This window comes from Micromonospora sp. CA-248212 (assembly GCF_050948405.1).
Taxonomy (GTDB): domain Bacteria; phylum Actinomycetota; class Actinomycetes; order Mycobacteriales; family Micromonosporaceae; genus Micromonospora.
In genome coordinates this window covers 5417366-5434772 of record NZ_CP192023.1, presented here as the reverse complement: position 1 = coordinate 5434772, position 17407 = coordinate 5417366, and the positions used below count along the sequence as shown (strand labels likewise).

Genomic DNA, 17407 nt, shown 5'->3' with positions numbered 1-17407 from the left:
ATCCACTCGGGTTCATGGAAACCGTGGTGTTAGCTTGCGCCGGATGCCGCGATTTCCATGAACCCGAGTCGATCAAACCCTCCGCCCGCCGCAAACGTCGTCCGCTTTGACCGGGCTGGTCACCCGTCGAGGACCGCGAACACCACCACGTTGTCCCGGTAGTGTCCGCGCCGCCGGTCGAAGTCGCCCCCGCAGGTGACGAGGCGCAGCTCCGGCCCGGGTGTCGGGCCGTAGACCGTGGCCGTCGGGAACCGGTCCTTGCGGGTGCGCAGCGACCCGGTCACCCGGAACGACAGCCACTGCCCGTCGCGCCACACCTGAACGCGGTCGCCGGAGCGCAGCTCGTCGAGCCGGGCGAAGACCGCCGGGCCGCGCCGCGAGTCCAGGTGCCCGGCGAGCACGGCCGGACCGGTGTCGCCGGGGGCGGGGCCGCCCTCGTACCAGCCGGCCGTGTCGAAGTCGGCCGGCGGGACGAGCGCGCCGGCGCGGTCCAGGCCCAGCACCGTGAGCGCCGAGTCGACGCCGATGCGCGGCACCCGTACCCGGGTGGGTGGACCCTGTGGTCGCGGCGACGCGGCCACCGACGGGCAGCCGTCGGCGCAGCCGGGGTGCCAGGTCGCGACCGGCGGCGGCCCGGTCGTCGCGAGCCCGACGCCGCTGCCGGCGGCCAGGCAGACCGCCGCGCCGGCCGCGACCAGCGCGGCCAGCGGCGCCCGACGGTCGCGGTGCCGTCGGATGGCGGGCCCGATGCTCACCAGGTGGTGCGCCGCCGCCGACGCCACAGCAGCAGGCCCGCCGCCACGGCCGCCGCGGCCACCGCGCCGGCCATCAGGGGGTACGCCCCGAGCCCACGCCCGGCCGTGCCACCCGCGCCGGTCTCCACCCCACCCGCCGGTACGACGGTGCCGCCCTCGGCGTCCTGACGCAGTTCGGCGCTGAGCCCACCCTGCTTGTCGTCGAGGACCAGCAGCGAGTAGACCGCGCCGCCGGTGAGCCGTACCTCGGTGTCGGTGCTCGGACCGCCCGCGCCGGTCAGCCGCAGCTTCCAGGTGCCCGGCTCGACCTGTTGGTAGTCGGTGGTGGTGGCGAACTGCACGCCGTCGGCGATCCTCGGGCCGTCGGGGTCGGCCACGTCGAGGACGGGCGTGCGCACCGACGCCTGCACGACGCGCACCTTGGCCCGGCCCTGCGTGGGAGCGCTCAGGTCGTCGGTGAGCACCCGCAGCCCCAGGTCGGCGTGCCGCCCGACACCGGCCACCGTGTACGCGCCGCCACTTCGCACCGCGACCTCGGTGGTGAGCACCGGCGGCTCGCTGGCGGGCGTGCCGGCCTCGCGCATCGCCACCGCGTACCGGCCCGGAGGCAACTGGAGATAGTCGGAGACCACGCCGTAGCCGACGCCGGGAAAGACCCTCGGCTTCGCGGCGTCGGGGGCGGCGAGGTAGACGTCCACCGCCGGTGTGTCGGGGGAGAGGTGGGCGAGTCGGACGTACCCGACGCTGGCCGCGCCGGCCGACGCCGGGATCGCGGCAGCGAGGGAGGTGCCGAGCAGGAGCGCGCCGGCACCGGCCAGCAGCCGGCGGGACGCGGTACGAAGCGTGTGCATGTCGCCTCCGAGGCACGGTCGGTGAGCGGGCGGCAACCCACCGACAGAGTCCCGTGCGTGAGACTCTCGCGCAAGTTGTACACGCGATGTTTCTTCCCGCCGCGCCGTCGGATGCTGCCCGTGCCGGATGCTGCTTGTGCTGCGGGCCGTGCTGCGGGTCGCAAGATCGTGCTCGATCCAGGATGTAGTGGCCTCGGCGTCGGGAGGATGCCACTGGATCCATGATCGAGCGCGATCTTGCCGCTCGGAGAGGGATGCTCCTGACTCGTGGAGCGAGACTGCCAGCGGTCGAAGGGGCCTTGGCTTGTCTCGCGTTCGCCTATTCTCGGGCGGTGCGGGATCGACGCGTGGCGCTGGTCTGGGCGGTCTTCGTCGTCGTCGCGATGGTGTCCTGTGTGCTCGTGTCGACCCGCGATGACCGACTCTCCGATCTGCACATCTACTACGGCGCACTGTCCGATCTGCACGCCGGCCGGCCGCTGTACGAGTACCGCGCCGCCAACGGCGGGCCGTTCACCTACCCGCCGTTCGCCGCTCTCGTGCTGGGGCCGATCACTCTCGTGGGTGAGGGCGTACTCCAGGGGATCTGGCTGGTCGCGACGTGCGCGGCGGTCGTCGCCGTCGCCGCGATGGTCGGTGTCGCGCTGAGCGCCGATCGGTCCCGCCGCCCGTTGGTCGTCGCGGTGGCCGCCACGGTCCTGATGCTCTCGGCGCCGGTGCAGAGCAACCTGCGGTTCGGGCAGGTCAGTATCTTCGTCGTGCTGCTGGCGCTGCTGGACGGCATGGGCGTCGTTCCGCCACGGCTGCGGGGAGTGCTCGTCGGGGTGGCGGCGGCGATCAAGCTGACCCCGCTGCTGTTCGTCGTCTACTTCCTCGCCACCGGGCGCTACCGCGACGCCGGGCGTGCCGCGGCGACCTTCGTGGCCTGCGCCGGGCTGGCGGCGCTCGTGCTGCCCGGCGAGAGTTGGATCTACTGGACCGAGGCCGTCCGGCAGACCTCACGGATCGGCAACCTGGCCTCGCTGGGCAACCAGTCGGTGCACGGGATGCTGTTGCGCGTCGGGGTCGACGAGGCGACCCTGCCCGTGCTGTGGGCCGCTCTGGTCGCGGTGATCTGCGGGGTGGCGCTCCTTCGCGCCCGCCAGTTGGCGGCGCGGGCCCGTCCCGGCCACGCCGCCGTGCTCGTGGGCTGCGCCACGGTGGCCGCGTCCCCGGTGTCCTGGACCCACCACCAGGTGTGGCCGGTGCTCGCCGCGATGCTGCTGGTCGGCGCGTCCGGCGTCACCCAGCGGGTGGCCGGCGCGGCGCTGCTCGCCGCCATGGTCGTCTCGCTGGGGGCGGTCCTCGGACCGGTGTCGGCGCGTCCGGGCGTGCAGTTCCTGTTCGAGAACGCCCGTACCGTCGGCACGTGCCTGCTGTGCCTGGCCGGCTTCGGCGGTGTCGCGGTCGCCGCCGCCCGGGGCAGCCGTCGCCCCGCCGCTCGCCGGGCCTGGCTGCGGGTGGGCGTCACGTCCGCCGTGGCTCTCGCCTTCTTCGCCGTACAACCGCTGCCCGCCGGGGCGGACCCGACGTTCAAGGCGTACGCCCTCGACGACGTGGCCAACCCGCGGTACTTCTTCGTCTGCCGGGGTCCGGCCGAGTGCGCGGCCTACGCCACCGACGCGCCGGTCACGTTCGGCACCCGGGCGGAGAAGACCAAGGTACGGGTCAACGGTGTGGTCTCCCCTCGGGTGGCCCGACTGGAGTACTACTCCGCCCCGGGCGGCGCACCCCGCAGCATCCCCCTGCTGGCGCCCTACCCCGGCACGCGGATGTTCTCGTTCCGGTCGGCCAGCATGGCGCAGGGTCGGTTGGTGGCGTACGACGTCGACGGTCAGCCGGTCGCCAGTTACGACGACGAACTGGCCGTCGCCCTCCGGAGGGCCACCCGGTAGGCGGTCACCGGAGGGCGACGGGTGCTCAGCGGGTGGCGGCGGCCAGGGCCGCGCGCAGCTTCTCGGCGTCGCCCGGCGCCGGGTGCTCCCAGTCGGTCGGGGTGGCGGAGTAGAGCGTGCCGTACGCCGGGGTGTCCGGCTGGTAGCGCCAGCCCTCCGCGAGCGGGCCGACGTCGACCGCGTCGTACCCGATCCGGTCGAGGAAGGCCGTGACCTCGGCCTTCGCGGCAGCGTCGTCGCCGGCGATGGCGAGAGCGCTGCGGTCGGCGGCCCCGGATGGCCGGGCGAGCGCGGCCAGGCCCGTGAAGTAGATGTTGTTGAAGACCTTGACCACCCGCGACTCCGGCAGGTGCCGCTGGAGGAGTTCGCTGCTGGTGGTCTCGCCCGAGTCCAGCTCCGGGAAGTTCCCGTCCCGCTGCGGGTAGTAGTTGTTGGTGTCGATGACGACCTTGCCGGCCAGCGGCTGGACGGGCACCGCCCGGTACGCCTTGAGCGGCACCGTGACCACCACCAGGTCACCGACCTGCGCCGCGTCCTGCGACGTGCCGGCGCTGGCCCGCTCGCCCAGCTCGTCGACCAGATCGGTGAGCGTCTCCGGCCCCCGCGAGTTGCTCAGCACCACGTCGTAGCCGGCGGCCACGGCCAGCCGGGCCACGGTGCCGCCGATGTTGCCACTGCCGATCAGTCCCACAGTTGTCATGTTTCTTCCCAACTCCGTCCACCCACGACGCATTCCGGCCGATGCGCGAAGTTGTCCCGGTTACCGCACAACCTACTGCGGACGGACGTCGCCCGACCGGCCCCCACCCACGTACCACCCTCCGGTGGCCGCGCTGCCCCGGTGGCCGCGCTGCCCCGGTGGCCGCGCTGCCCCGGTGGCCGCGCTGCCCCGGTGGCCGCGCTGCCCCGGTGATCAAGAGGTTCGCGTCACCGATCGGCCGATTCCTGACGCGAACCTCTTGATCACCGGGGCCGAGGGCGGGGTGGTGGGAGCCGGGCGGGATCAAGCGCTTAGGCGGGGAGGATCTTTTCGATGGGGGTGCGGAGGTCGTCGGGCTCGACCGTCGGGGCGAAGCGGCCGGCGACCGTGCCGTCCGGTGCCACCAGGAACTTCTCGAAGTTCCAGCGGACGTCCCCGCTGTGCCCGTCGGCGTCCGGGGTGTCCACCAGCGCCGCGTAGAGCGGGTGCCGGTCGGGCCCGTTGACGTCGACCTTCTCGGTGAGCGGGAACGTCACGCCGTAGTTGACCTGGCAGAAGTCGCTGATCTCGGCGGCGCTGCCCGGCTCCTGCCCGGCGAACTGGTTGCACGGCACGCCCAGCACGACGAGGCCGCGCTCGGCGTACGTGTCGGCGAGGCGCTGGAGGTCGGCGTACTGCGGGGTGAGGCCGCAGCGGGAGGCGACGTTGACGACCAGCAGCGCCTTTCCGCGGTAGCGGGCGAGGTCCGCGGGGCCGCCGTTGAGGGCGCCGATCGGGATGTCGAAGACGGTCATGGCCCGAGGCTACGCGCCGGGTGTGGGGTCGCCCGGGTAGGGCGTGGCCGGCCCGTTCCGCGCACCAGGGGAAATCGAAACATGGACATCTTGACGGAGTGATGACGGTGTGAGTACCGTCTCACCATCTCTTTTGGAAAGTTTCCTAACAGTGCGGGAGACGCCTCATGAAAAGATCGCTCCGCCGGGCCCTCTGGGCCGGCGCCGTGGTCGCCGTGACCGTCGCGGCGGTGCCGATGACGACCGCGTTCGGCGCCGGCACGGTCACCACCACGTTCGCCAAGGCGCAGGACTGGGGGACCGGTCACGAGACGAAGGTGACCGTGACCAACGGCACCAGCGCCACGGTCGCCACCTGGCGCATCGAGTTCGACCTGCCGTCGGGCACCACAATCAGCAGCGCGTGGGACGCCGACGTCACCAGCAGCGGCAACCACTACGTCGCGGTCAAGAAGAGCTGGGCCGGCGGGCTCGCGCCCGGCGCCTCGTTCAGTTGGGGCTACAACGGCACCGGCGCGTACAAGGCGCCACTGAACTGCACCGTCAACGGCGCTCCCTGCGGAGGCGGCACCCCGACGACCCCGCCGACCACGACCGCGCCGCCGACCACGGCGCCGCCGACCACCGCGCCGCCCACCACGGCGCCGCCGACCACCGCGCCGCCGACCACCACCCCGCCGCCCAACACGGGCGGTAAGAAGGTCGTCGGCTACTTCGCCGAGTGGGGCGTCTACGGGCGCAACTACCACGTCAAGAACATCCAGACCAGCGGCTCGGCCGCCAAGCTGACCCACATCCTGTACGCCTTCGGCAACACCACCGGCGGTCGCTGCACCATCGGCGACCCGTACGCCGACTATGACAAGGCGTACACGGCGGCGGAGAGCGTGGACGGCGTCGCCGACACCTGGGACCAGCCGCTGCGTGGCAGCTTCAACCAGCTGCGCAAGCTCAAGGCGCTCAACCCGCACCTCAAGGTGATCTGGTCGTTCGGTGGCTGGACGTGGTCCGGCGGCTTCACCCAGGCCGCGCAGAACCCGGCCGCGTTCGCCGAGAGCTGCTACAACCTGGTCGAGGACCCGCGCTGGGCGGACGTGTTCGACGGCATCGACGTGGACTGGGAGTACCCCAACGCCTGCGGTCTGAGCTGTGACACCAGCGGTCCGAACGCGTTCAAGAACGTGATCGGCGCGCTGCGGTCGAAGTTTGGGTCCAACGCCCTGGTCACCGCCGCCATCACCGCGGACGGCAGCAACGGCGGCAAGATCGACGCCACCGACTACGCCGGCGCGATCGGCAACCTCAACTGGCTCATGCCGATGACGTACGACTACTTCGGCGCGTTCGCCGCCCAGGGTCCGACGGCGCCGCACTCGCCGCTGACGTCGTACACCGGGATCCCGCAGCAGGGCTTCAACTCCGACGCGGCCATCCAGAAGCTCAAGAGCAAGGGCGTCCCGTCCAACAAGCTGCTGCTCGGCATCGGCTTCTACGGCCGGGGCTGGACGGGCGTCACCCAGGCCGCGCCGGGCGGCAGCGCCACCGGTGCCGCACCGGGCACCTACGAGGCGGGCATCGAGGACTACAAGGTCCTCAAGAACACCTGCCCGGCTACCGGCACGATCGCCGGCACCGCGTACGCCAAGTGCGGCAGCAACTGGTGGAGCTACGACACCCCGTCGACCATCAACGGCAAGATGACGTACGCGAAGAACCAGGGCCTCGGTGGCGCGTTCTTCTGGGAACTCTCCGGCGACACCAGCAACGGTGAGCTCATCGGCGCCATCAAGGGCGGTCTCGGCTGAGCCGAGGGCCGACGCACCACCCACACGGCGGGAAGGGGCCCGCACCGCCCCTTCCCGCCCGTGCCGTAGCGGCCCGGTCGACGCCACGCGTCGGCCGGGCCGCCGGCCTTGGGCGGGTCGGGTCCGATATGGCAGACTCGCGGCTCGGCAGGTCCCGATTTCCCGTTCGACGGAGGTGGTCATGCGCGCGACCCACCGTGGGCTGGCGATGACCGCCGCCGCGTTCGTGCTGCTCCCGGCCGCCCTTGCCGGCTGCGGGAGCGGCGGCGACGACGCCGACAAGCAGACCGCCGCGCCCCAGCGGGCGCCCGCCGAGGAGGCCGCCAACCGGTCCCGCGAGCGCGTGCAGGCGTACCTCGACGCGATGACCGCCAAGGACGTCGCCGCCGGCCGCAGCCAGCTCTGCGCGGTGTTGCAGGCCGGGTTCGACGCCGCGGCCACGGGTCCCAACGGCGACTTCGCCGACCACTTCAAGGTGCCCCAGGCGACCATCACCGACGTCCGGTCCGGTCAGCGCGGCCAGGAGGTCAGCGTCTCGGTCTCGGTCACCGCCGGCAAGAGCAAGGTCACCCGCCCGCTGGTGTTCACCGTCACGCGGGACGGCGGCGACTGGTGCATCGCGAGTGAGGCGCCGGGCGGCAACCCGGCCACCAGCCCTTCACCCGCGTCCCCCTCACCCGCGTCCTGACCGAGGTGGGTGGGATCGACCTCCCACTTGCCGGAACCGTCACCCTCGCCGCCCGGTCACACGCACGGTCGCCGTACGCTTTCTCTCATGCGCCATGAGTGGCATCAGCTGAGCCATCCCGCGGTGGGTAGCCCGGGCCTGCAGACCAGCCGTCCGACCGTCGACTCCGCCGAGGACGCCGCCCTCGGCCTGGACCGCTGGCGGGAGCTGCCCCGCGAGCAGGTCCCACCGTGGTCCGACCCGGCCGCCGTCGCCGAGGTCTGCAAGGTGCTCGACACCGTGCCGTCGGTCGTCGCGCCCTACGAGGTGGACCAGCTCCGGCAGAAGCTGGCGCTGGTCTGCGAGGGCAAGGCGTTCCTGCTCCAGGGCGGTGACTGCGCCGAGACCTTCGCCGACAACACCGAGAGCCACCTGCTGGCCAACGCCCGCACCCTGTTGCAGATGGCGATCGTGCTCACCTACGGCGCGTCGCTGCCGGTGGTCAAGGTCGCCCGGGTCGCCGGCCAGTACACCAAGCCCCGCTCACTTCCGACCGACGCGCGGGGTCTGCCCGCGTACCGCGGCGACATGATCAACTCGCTGGAGGCCGATCCGGCCGCCCGCGTGGCCGACCCGCAGCGCATGATCCGGGCGTACGCCAACTCGGCCGCCGCGATGAACATGCTGCGGGCGTACCTCGCCGGTGGGCTCGCCGACCTGCACGCCGTGCACGACTGGAACAAGGGCTTCGTCCGGACCTCCCCGGCGGGGGAGCGCTACGAGGCGATCGCCCGGGAGATCGACCGGGCGTTGGCCTTCATCCGGGCCTGCGGGATGACCGACGACGAAGCGCTGCGGACCGTCACCCTCTACTGCTCCCACGAGGCCCTGGCCCTGGAGTACGACCGGGCGCTCACCCGGGTCTCCGACCGCCGGGCGTACGGGCTGTCCGGGCACTTCCTCTGGGTCGGCGAACGCACCCGGCAGATCACCGGCGCGCACATCGACTTCATCTCCCGGATCGCCAACCCGATCGGCGTCAAGCTCGGCCCGACGACCTCGCCGGACGAGGCGATCGAGCTGTGCGAGAAGCTCAACCCGGACAATGTCCCCGGCCGGCTCACGCTGATCAGCCGGATGGGCAACCACCGGGTCCGCGACGCCCTGCCGCCGATCGTGTCCAAGGTCACCGCCTCCGGCGCCAAGGTGGTCTGGCAGTGCGACCCGATGCACGGCAACACCCACGAGTCGTCCAACGGCTACAAGACCCGGCACTTCGACCGGATCGTCGACGAGGTGCTCGGCTACTTCGAGGTGCACCGGAGCCTGGACACCCACCCCGGTGGCATCCACGTCGAGTTGACCGGTGAGGACGTCACCGAGTGCCTCGGCGGCGCGCAGGGCATTGAGGACCTCGACCTGCCCGACCGGTACGAGACCGCCTGCGACCCGCGGCTGAACACCCAGCAGTCGCTGGAGCTGGCCTTCCTCGTGGCGGAGATGCTCCGAGGCTGAGGCCGCGAGCCCCGCGGTCGGCAGCCGAAAGGCCGGCTCCGAGGCCGCCGCTCTCTGTCGAACAGGAATGACCGTGGCCAGGTGCGCGAGACCCGCGACCGGCCGCCGAAAGGATGACTGTGGCTGAGCTTGTTGACCTGCGTTCCGACACGGTGACCCGGCCGACCGCCGGGATGCGCGAGGCGATGGCCGCCGCCGAGGTCGGTGACGACGTCTACGGCGAGGACCCCACCGTCAACGCGCTGGAGGCGGAGGTCGCCGCGCTGTTCGGCCACGAGGCGGCGCTGTTTGCGCCGAGCGGGACGATGGCCAACCAGATCGCCCTGCAACTGCTCGTGCCGCCCGGCGAGGAGCTGTTGTGCGACGCGGACGCGCACGTCGTCACGTACGAGATCGGGGCCGCCGCCGCGTACGGCGGAATCTCCTCGCGGACCTGGCCGACCGTCGGCGCGGACATCGACCCGGAGGTGGTCGCCCGGATGATCCGTCCGGACGGCTTCTTCGCCGTGCCCACCCGTGCGATCGCCGTCGAGCAGACCCACAACCGGGGTGGCGGCGGAGTGATCCCGCTGGACACCCTGCGAGAGCTGCGCGGCGTCGCCGACGACGCGGGGGTGGCGCTGCACTGCGACGGCGCCCGGATCTGGCACGCGCACGTCGCCGACGGGGTGTCGCTGAGCGAGTACGGCGGGCTGTTCGACACGCTGTCCGTCTGCCTTTCCAAGGGGCTCGGCGCGCCGGTCGGCTCGCTGGTGGTGGGCAGCGCGGAGAAGATCGCTCGGGCCCGGACGATCCGCAAGCGGATGGGTGGCGGCATGCGTCAGGCCGGCATCCTCGCCGCCGCCGGCCGGTACGCGCTCGCGCACCACGTCGACCGGCTCGCCGAGGACCACGCGAGGGCGGCCCGGCTCGCCGAGGCGGTCGCGCCGTTCGGGGTGCTCGCCACCACGGTCCGCACCAACCTCGTTCCGCTGGACCTGACCAAGCACGCGCTGGACGCCCGCGCCCTGGCCGCCGCCGCGCGCCAGGAGGGCGTACTGATCTCGGTGCTCGGCCCCCGGACCGCTCGCCTGGTCACCCACCTGGGTCTGGACGACGAGGGCCTGGACCGCGCGCTGCGGGCCCTACCCCGCATCCTGGCAGCAGCCTGAGGCCGTGATCGAGAGGCCGGAGTCTCACCGACCGACACGAGCGTAACGGATAACTAATCCGCTTATGCTACGTTGGAGCGGATGACCCATCCACTTCAGGGGGCTCCGCATGCGCGACAGCATCACGGTGAACGGCGCCCGGCGGACGTACGAGATCATCGGGTCCGCGGACGGCAACCCCGGACGCAGTCTCGTGCTCGTCTTCCACGGATCGAAACAGACCGGGGCCAAGCACCGGAAGTTCATCGGCCGGGCCTACGACGCGCTCGCCGAGACCGGCGCGGCGGTGGTGGTCTACCTCGACGGCCACAAGGGCAACTGGAACGACGCCCGGCGGGAGAGCTCCTTCCCGGCCCGCACCGACAACAGCGACGACGTCGGTTTTGTTCGGGCGCTGATCGAGAAGGTGGCCCTCAGCCACGACATCGACCCGGCGCGGGTGTACGCGATCGGCTACTCCAACGGCGGCCAGATGGTGATCCGCCTGGCCCACGAAACTCCGGTGCTGATCGCCGGTGCGGCGGTGATCGCCGCGACCATGCCGGCACCCGAGAACTTCCTGCTCGGCGACGCGTCACCCGCGCCCATGCCGGTCCTGCTGATCAACGGCACGAAGGACCGGATCGTCCCGTACGCCGGTGGTGCGTACATCTGGTGGGCGCGCTTGGCCTTCAAGGTCGGCGGCCGCAACCTGTCCGCGCCCGAGTCCGCAGCCTATTTCGCCGCCCATAACGGCATCACCGCACAACCCACCAGCACGAAACTGCCGGCCGCGAACGCCGCGACCTCGATCGAACGCACCGAGTACCGGCAGCCCGGGCACCCGTCGGTGGCCCTCTACACCGTGCGCGGTGGCGGACACACCATCCCAGGGCCGGCCAAAGCGCCTGCCGTGCTGGGCAGGACCAACCAGGACGTGCAGACGGCCCGGCTCATCGACGAGTTCTTCGCCATCACCACACCGGCGCACGGCTGATGGCGACCGGCCGTACCCGTGGGTGAACCTCAGGAAGGATGACGGGCCAGGCGGCTGAGGATGGCGATGTCGGCCGCGTGGCCCAGCTGCTTCTCGCTCGGGGTCTCCACCACCACGGGGACGCCGACGGTGGCCGGATGGGCCATCAGCTCGGCGAACGCCGGCTCGCCGATGGCGCCCTTGCCGATGTTCTCGTGCCGGTCCCGGGTGGAACCGCACAGATCCTTGGAATCGTTGGCGTGCACCAGCCGCAACCGGTCGGCTCCCACGGTGGCCACCAGCGTGTCGAGGGTCGCGGTCATACCGCCCTCGGCGGCCAGATCGTGCCCCGCCGCCCAGGCGTGGCAGGTGTCGAAGCAGACGCCGAGCATCGGATGCCGGTCCACCGCGTCGAGGTAGGGCCCGAGGTGCTCAACCCGCGAGGCGAGGGAACGGCCGCCACCGGCGCTCGGCTCGACCAGCAGCATCGGTCCGCCGGCCTCGGCCGTCCAGTCGAGCAGGGGCAGCAGCTCCCGACGGACCTGCCGCATCGCCTCCTCGGCGTACCCCTCGTCGACCGCGCTGCCGGCATGGAACACCACCGCCCGCGCGCCGATGGCCACGCCCCGGCGCAGCGCGTGCGCCAGTGTCAGCGCCGACTTCTCGACGGTTGCCGGGGTGGGTGAGCCGAGGTTGACCAGCAGCGAGGCGTGGATGAACGCCGGGATGCCCCGCTCGGCGCAGCCGTCGCGGAACAGCGCGTCCTGCGCCGGGTCGCCCGGTGGCAGCGCCCAGCCCCGCGAGTTGGAGACGTACACCTGCACGGCCGCGGCGCCGGTCGCGTCCAGGTACGGCAGGGCGGCCCTGGCCAGCCCGCCGGAGGTCGGGGTGTGCGCGCCCACCGGCCGCGCCGAGATCGACGTCATCAGAAGCACGTGATGACGACCGGGGTGCCCGGAGGCACCTGCGAATTCTCCCCGGGTGCCTGGATGCGGGCCACGGCGTTCGGGTTGACGGCGACCGTCACCGGGAAGCCCTGGCTCTCCAGCACCTGCTTGGCCTGCTGGCAGGGCAGGTCGATCACCCGGGGCACCACGACCAGCGGCGGACCCTTGCTGATCTCCAGCTTGACCTCGGTGCCCTTTTCCACGCCCCCGCCGTCGGCCGGGCTCTGCCCGAGGATCTCGTCCTTGGGCTTGTCGGAGTCCTTGAAACTCTCCACCGGGACCAGGCCGAGCTGACCCAGTTTGGTGCGCGCCTCGGTCAGGCTCTTGCCCACCAGGTTCGGCACCGTCACCGGCGCCCGGCCACGGCTCAGGATCAGCGTGATCTTCGTGCCCGGCTTGACCTCGGCGCCCACCTTCGGATTGCTGTCCAGGACGACGCCGGCCGGCAGGGTGTCGTCATAGCGGGCGGTGCCCTTGGCGACCACCAGCTGGGCGTTGACCAGATCCGCCTCGGCCAGCTCGTACTCCTTGCCGATCACGTCCGGCACGGGGAAGCGCTCCGGGCCCAGCGAGAGGGTCAGGGTGATCGTGCCGCCCTTGACGATCTTGCTCGACGACGCCGGGCTCTGCCCCAGCACGCTGTCCTTCGGGGCCTTCTCGTCGAAGCGGGGCTCCCCGTACGCCAGGGTCAGGCCGGCGCGCTCGGCCTGGGCCTGCGCCTCGGCCTTGTTTAAGCTGACCAGTTGCGGGGCGGACGTGTAGCGGCCGACGCCGAACCACCAGCCACCCAGCGCGGCCACCAGGCCCAGCGCCACGACCACGGCCGCGAACGCCAGGCGACCCTGGGACGTGCCCAGGATCCTGGTGCGCAGCTCGGCGAACCGCGCGGCCAGACCCTCGGCGGGCTCCGGGGCGGCCCGCCGGCGACCCGGGCCCTGAGCGCCGCCCTCGGGCAGCCGCGCCCAGGTCGGCCGTTGCGCCGGGCGGATCGCGGCGACCATCATCGTCGGCTGGGAGGCCGGCGGCTCGTCGGTGATCCGCCGCAGGACGGCGGTGCTGGTGCTGTTGACGTTGCCCAACTGGTCCCGGGCCACCTGGACCTCGGCCAGCAGCGCGCCGGCGTCGGCGGGCCGGGCGGACGGGTCACGCCGGGTGGCGCGCTGCACCAGGGTGTCGAGGGCCGGCGGCAGGCCGGGCACCAGCGTCGAGGGCGCCGGCACGTCCCGGTCGACGTGCTGCCAGGCGACGTCCACGGGACGGCCCCCGTCGTACGGCACCCGACCGGTGAGCATCTCGAACAGCACAATGCCGGCGGAGTAGACGTCGGTACGCGGATCGGCCCGACCCTCGGTGACCAGCTCCGGGGCGACGTACGCCACGGTGGCCATCAGTTGGTTGCCCTGCTCGTCGTCGGCGCTGGCCTCGACCGCGCGGGCGAGCCCGAAGTCGGCCACCTTGACGACGCTGTCCACCAGGTTGGCGACACCGCCGGTGGGCGCTTCGGCGACCAGGACGTTCTCGGGCTTGACGTCGCGGTGCACGAGGCCGGCCCGGTGCGCGGCGGCGATCGCGGCGAGCATCTGCTCGGCGATGGCCAGCGCCTCGTCCGGGTTGAGTCGGCGTCGTTCGGCCAGCACGTCGCGCAGCGTGCGGCCACGCACGTACTCCATCACCAGGTACGGCAGGCCGGCGTGGGTGCCCTGGTCGTAGACCGCGACCACGTTCGGGTGGGTCAGCCGGGCGATGGTCTTGGCCTCGTCGGTGAACCGGGCCACGAAGTTGGCGACCCGGGCCCGCGCCTCGGGCGCCTGGGTCGGGTGAATGATCTTGACTGCGACGGTGCGCTCGAGGCGCTCGTCGGTGGCGGTGTACACGGTCGCCATGCCACCACGGGCCACGCGACCGCGAATGCGGTAGCGCCCGTCGATCAGCGAGCCCAGCAACGTGTCGGCGACCTGTGTGTCCATCGGCAGGGAGTCTATGTGTCCAGGGGGTGAGAGTTGAACAGGATGCTACAGCCCGGAGACGCACCTGGTCCGTCCCGTCGTGACCGCCCGCCCTGAGCTGCTGCTCACCGGTGGTGCCCGCCCCGCGGACCCGGACCGGTCGTGCGGGGTGCCGATGGCTCCCGCCGCCGACGGCGTGGCAGGGTGATCGGGTGACCGAATCCGTACCCGACCCCGAGCTCGCCGGCCCCACCGACCCGTCCGGCTGGCTCACCCTGCCCGACGTCGCCGAGCGGCTCGACGTGTCGATCAGCAAGGTCCACCAGATGATCCGCGACCGGGAGCTGTTGGCGGTCCGCCGCGACGGCGTACGCCGGATACCCGCGGACCTGGTGGCCAACGCGACAGCCCTCAAACACCTGCCCGGTGTGCTCAACCTGCTGGCCGACAACGGCTACGACGACGAGGCGGCGCTGCGCTGGCTCTACGAGCGGGACGACACGCTCCCCGGCGACACTCCCGCCGCGGCCCTCTCCGGCGACCAGGCCCGCGAGATCAAACGCCGCGCCCAAGCCCTGGGCTTCTGACCGACCCGCGTGGTGTGGGGAAGCCCCCAGGCCCACGCTGCGCCGATCTTGCACTTTGTGTTGCCGTGATGGGCTGGTCTGCCCCTTATGTCGCCACCGAAAGTGCAAGATCGACGCAGCGTGGGACGGGGACGGGGACAGGCAGGGGGTTAGTCGGCTCGGCGGGTGGCGGCTATGGCCAGGTCCACCAGGGCTTGGCGGGCTTCGGTGTCCAGGTCTACGGCACTCAGGGCGGCCAGGGCCGTGTCGGTGAGCGTCACGATGCGCTGCTCGGTGCGGGTCAGGGCCCCGCTCGCGTGGATCAGCTCGCGCAGACGGGCCACACCCTGCTCGTCCAGGTCCGGGTTGCCGAGCTGACCGAGCAGCAGCTCCCGGCCCGCGTCGTCGGTGGTCTCCACGGCCGCCGCCACCAGATAGGTGCGCTTACCCTCGCGCAGGTCGTCCCCGGCAGGTTTGCCGGTCTGCGCCGGGTCGCCGAAGACTCCCAGCACGTCGTCGCGGAGCTGGAACGCCTCACCCAACGGCAACCCGTACGCCGAGTAGGTCGTCCGGATCTCCTCGCCCGCGTCGGCCAGCGCGGCGCCGAGCAGCAGCGGACGCTCGACGGTGTACTTCGCCGACTTGTACCGGGCCACCTTGCCGGCCCGCTCCAGTGAGGTGTCCCCGGTGGCCTGGGTCAGCACGTCGAGGTACTGCCCGACGGTGACCTCGGTGCGCATCTCGTCGAAGACCGGCCGGGCCCGGGCCAGCGCCCGCAGGTCCAGGCCGGCGGAGTGCAGCAGCTCGTCGGACCACACCAGGCACAGGTCGCCGAGCAGGATCGCGGCGGCGTCGCCGAACCCGTCCGCGTCGCCACCCCAGCCGGCCGCCCGGTGCCGACTGGCGAACCGCCGGTGCACCGCCGGTTCGCCCCGCCGGGTGTCGGAACGGTCCATCAGGTCGTCGTGGATGAGGGCGCTGGCCTGCACGAACTCCAGCGCGGCGAGCGCGGTGAGCACCTCGTCGCCGTCCACCCCGCCGGCGCCTCGGAATCCCCAGTACGCGAACGCCGGACGCAGGCGCTTGCCGCCACCGAGCACGAACGCCTCGATCGCCTCCGCCACCGGAACGAGGGCCTGGTCAACTCGGGTCAACCGGGCCCGCTGGCCGGCCAGGAACTCGGTGAGCGCCTCGTCGACCCGCTGCCGCAGGCCGGCGCGGTCGACGGGGGACACGGGAGCAGCATGGGTCACGCCACGACGCTAGCGGTTCGCCACGGCCCGCGCCCCACCGCCACGCGTAGTCCCGCCGGCCCGGCCCGGCCCGGTCCGCCCGCCCGGCCGCGCACCGGCCGCGCCGTGTCGGCCCGACCCGGCCGTCGTGGGCGGCCCGGTCCGCCGGGCGCGCACGGCCGCCTCGGTGAGCACCCCCGCCGGTACGTCCAGCACGACGGCAAGCCAGCCGAGCCAAAATTCACCGGGTACGCGTCGCTGCCGTTCCCACCGGGACACCTCGTTCCGACTCAACGTCGGCACACCTGCGGCGGCGCACAACTCGGCGGCGGCGCGCCGCTGACTCCACCCCCGGGCCAGCCGATGCCGGACCAGCAGTGGCCCGAGCTGCGTGCGGTACGGCGGTGGAGACGAGGTCACGGGCCCTCCCAGCGGGACGTCGACGCGGTGCCACCCCGCCGCTCGACGGCCGGGCGCACCTCGGCTGTGTGACCCCCACGCCGGAACCGGCCGCCCCCGCCGCCTCTTCCGCGCCCCTCATTCCTACCCCTGGGGTACGACGACTCTGCCCGCCCGGCCGCGCCGCGTTCGGGACCGGTCGACTCGTGCGCACGGTGGGAAGCTTCTGGGTCACGGTGGCGCCGCCCGCTAGAGTCGGGTCGTGGCGCTCGGTCTTCCCTCGGTACTCCCCAATCCGCAGCCGGCGATCGGGGCGCTCATCCGTGACCGTCAGCCGACGTTCTCGTTCGAGTTCTTCCCGCCCAAGACCGAGGCGGGGGAGCGACTGCTCTGGCAGGCGATCCGCGAGCTGGAGTCGCTGCGTCCGTCGTTCGTGTCGATCACCTACGGCGCGGGCGGTTCGACCCGGGACACCACCGTGGCGGTGACCGAGCGGATCGCCACCGACACCACCCTGCTGCCGATGGCCCACCTGACCGCCGTCAACCACTCCGTGGCCGAGCTGCGACACGTCATCGGGCGGCTCGCCGGGGTGGGGGTGCGCAACGTCCTGGCCGTACGCGGTGACCCGCCCGGCAACCCCGGCGGTGAGTGGGTCCGGCACCCCGAGGGCGTCGACTACGCCGAGGACCTGGTCCGGCTGGTCCGTGACTCCGGCGACTTCAGCGTCGGGGTGGCGGCCTTCCCGTACAAGCACCCCCGTTCACCCGACGTGGCCAGCGACACCGCGCAGTTCGTCCGCAAGTGCCGGGCCGGCGCCGAGTTCGCGATCACCCAGATGTTCTTCGAGGCCGACGACTACCTGCGCCTGCGTGACCGGGTGGCCGCCGCCGGCTGCGCCACCCCGATCCTGGCCGGGGTGATGCCGGTGACCCAGATCGGCACCATCGAGCGGTCCGTGCAGCTCTCCGGGGCGCCCTTCCCGCCCGCGCTGGCGGCGCGTTTCGAGCGGGTGGCCGACGATCCGGAGGCGGTGCGCCAGCTCGGCATCGAGCAGGCCAGCGAGATGTGCCGCCGGCTGCTGGACGAGGGCGTCCCCGGAATCCACTTCATCACCCTCAATCGGTCCACCGCCACGCGGGAGGTCTGGCAGAACCTCAAGGCCGGCGCGCGGGTGTGAACGCGGAGTC

The 17407-nt window shown here is 72.4% G+C and carries 16 protein-coding genes; 8 read left to right on the top strand and 8 right to left on the bottom strand.

Annotated features, from left to right (window positions below; genetic code table 11):
* Positions 1 to 119: 119 nt before the first annotated feature.
* Both ACQP03_RS25390 and ACQP03_RS25385 read right to left on the bottom strand, forming a co-directional pair.
* Entirely contained in the window at positions 120 to 755 is a 636-nt protein-coding gene (locus ACQP03_RS25390; protein WP_433458762.1) for a class F sortase, read from the bottom strand.
* Entirely contained in the window at positions 752 to 1606 is an 855-nt protein-coding gene (locus tag ACQP03_RS25385) for a DUF4397 domain-containing protein (protein WP_357395379.1), read from the bottom strand. The genes ACQP03_RS25390 and ACQP03_RS25385 overlap by 4 nt, the downstream gene beginning before the upstream one ends.
* Positions 1607 to 1938: 332 nt before the next feature.
* Here ACQP03_RS25385 and ACQP03_RS25380 point away from each other — a divergent pair, with 332 nt between their 5' ends.
* A complete protein-coding gene (locus tag ACQP03_RS25380) occupies positions 1939 to 3540 on the top strand; it encodes a glycosyltransferase 87 family protein (protein WP_357395376.1) in 1602 nt (533 codons plus the stop codon).
* A gap of 25 nt (positions 3541 to 3565) precedes the next feature.
* Here ACQP03_RS25380 and ACQP03_RS25375 read toward each other — a convergent pair whose 3' ends face one another.
* Positions 3566 to 4240 carry an NADPH-dependent F420 reductase gene (locus ACQP03_RS25375; protein ID WP_357395371.1) on the bottom strand — a complete coding sequence of 225 codons (675 nt, stop codon included), beginning with the start codon at positions 4238 to 4240 and terminating at the stop codon, positions 3566 to 3568.
* Positions 4241 to 4551: 311 nt separating this feature from the next.
* Positions 4552 to 5034, bottom strand: coding sequence for a glutathione peroxidase (locus ACQP03_RS25370; RefSeq protein WP_357126847.1), 483 nt, complete (start codon positions 5032 to 5034; stop codon positions 4552 to 4554).
* A gap of 167 nt (positions 5035 to 5201) precedes the next feature.
* Between ACQP03_RS25370 and ACQP03_RS25365 the strand changes: the two genes are divergently transcribed.
* From ACQP03_RS25365 to ACQP03_RS25345, 5 genes are all read left to right on the top strand, one after another.
* On the top strand, positions 5202 to 6839 hold the full coding sequence (locus tag ACQP03_RS25365) for a glycosyl hydrolase family 18 protein (RefSeq protein ID WP_433458758.1): 1638 nt from the start codon (positions 5202 to 5204) through the stop codon (positions 6837 to 6839).
* A 181-nt stretch (positions 6840 to 7020) separates the two neighbouring features.
* Complete coding sequence (locus tag ACQP03_RS25360; RefSeq protein WP_357126853.1) at positions 7021 to 7527, top strand: hypothetical protein; 507 nt, start codon at positions 7021 to 7023, stop codon at positions 7525 to 7527.
* An 87-nt stretch (positions 7528 to 7614) separates the two neighbouring features.
* Positions 7615 to 9021, top strand: coding sequence for a class II 3-deoxy-7-phosphoheptulonate synthase (locus ACQP03_RS25355; protein WP_355049430.1), 1407 nt, complete (start codon positions 7615 to 7617; stop codon positions 9019 to 9021).
* A 113-nt stretch (positions 9022 to 9134) separates the two neighbouring features.
* Positions 9135 to 10172, top strand: coding sequence for a threonine aldolase family protein (locus ACQP03_RS25350; RefSeq protein ID WP_433458755.1), 1038 nt, complete (start codon positions 9135 to 9137; stop codon positions 10170 to 10172).
* A gap of 109 nt (positions 10173 to 10281) precedes the next feature.
* Entirely contained in the window at positions 10282 to 11148 is an 867-nt protein-coding gene (locus ACQP03_RS25345) for an alpha/beta hydrolase family esterase (protein WP_433458753.1), read from the top strand.
* A gap of 29 nt (positions 11149 to 11177) precedes the next feature.
* Here ACQP03_RS25345 and ACQP03_RS25340 read toward each other — a convergent pair whose 3' ends face one another.
* Positions 11178 to 12053 carry a deoxyribonuclease IV gene (locus ACQP03_RS25340; RefSeq protein ID WP_433458751.1) on the bottom strand — a complete coding sequence of 292 codons (876 nt, stop codon included), beginning with the start codon at positions 12051 to 12053 and terminating at the stop codon, positions 11178 to 11180.
* On the bottom strand, positions 12053 to 14041 hold the full coding sequence (pknB, locus tag ACQP03_RS25335; protein WP_357170685.1) for a Stk1 family PASTA domain-containing Ser/Thr kinase: 1989 nt from the start codon (positions 14039 to 14041) through the stop codon (positions 12053 to 12055). The genes ACQP03_RS25340 and pknB overlap by 1 nt, the downstream gene beginning before the upstream one ends.
* A gap of 191 nt (positions 14042 to 14232) precedes the next feature.
* Between pknB and ACQP03_RS25330 the strand changes: the two genes are divergently transcribed.
* A complete protein-coding gene (locus ACQP03_RS25330; RefSeq protein WP_357126869.1) occupies positions 14233 to 14607 on the top strand; it encodes an Rv2175c family DNA-binding protein in 375 nt (124 codons plus the stop codon).
* A 149-nt stretch (positions 14608 to 14756) separates the two neighbouring features.
* On the opposite strand, the gene ACQP03_RS25325 is transcribed toward ACQP03_RS25330, so the two are convergent.
* Both ACQP03_RS25325 and ACQP03_RS25320 read right to left on the bottom strand, forming a co-directional pair.
* Positions 14757 to 15839, bottom strand: a complete 1083-nt coding sequence (locus ACQP03_RS25325; protein WP_357126872.1) for a polyprenyl synthetase family protein — start codon at positions 15837 to 15839, stop codon at positions 14757 to 14759.
* 9 nt (positions 15840 to 15848) lie between these two features.
* Positions 15849 to 16238 (bottom strand): helix-turn-helix domain-containing protein, encoded by a 390-nt coding sequence (locus tag ACQP03_RS25320; RefSeq protein ID WP_357170687.1) that lies wholly within the window; start codon positions 16236 to 16238, stop codon positions 15849 to 15851.
* A 241-nt stretch (positions 16239 to 16479) separates the two neighbouring features.
* Here ACQP03_RS25320 and metF point away from each other — a divergent pair, with 241 nt between their 5' ends.
* Positions 16480 to 17397, top strand: coding sequence for a methylenetetrahydrofolate reductase [NAD(P)H] (gene metF, locus ACQP03_RS25315; protein WP_355049438.1), 918 nt, complete (start codon positions 16480 to 16482; stop codon positions 17395 to 17397).
* Positions 17398 to 17407 lie beyond the last annotated feature (10 nt).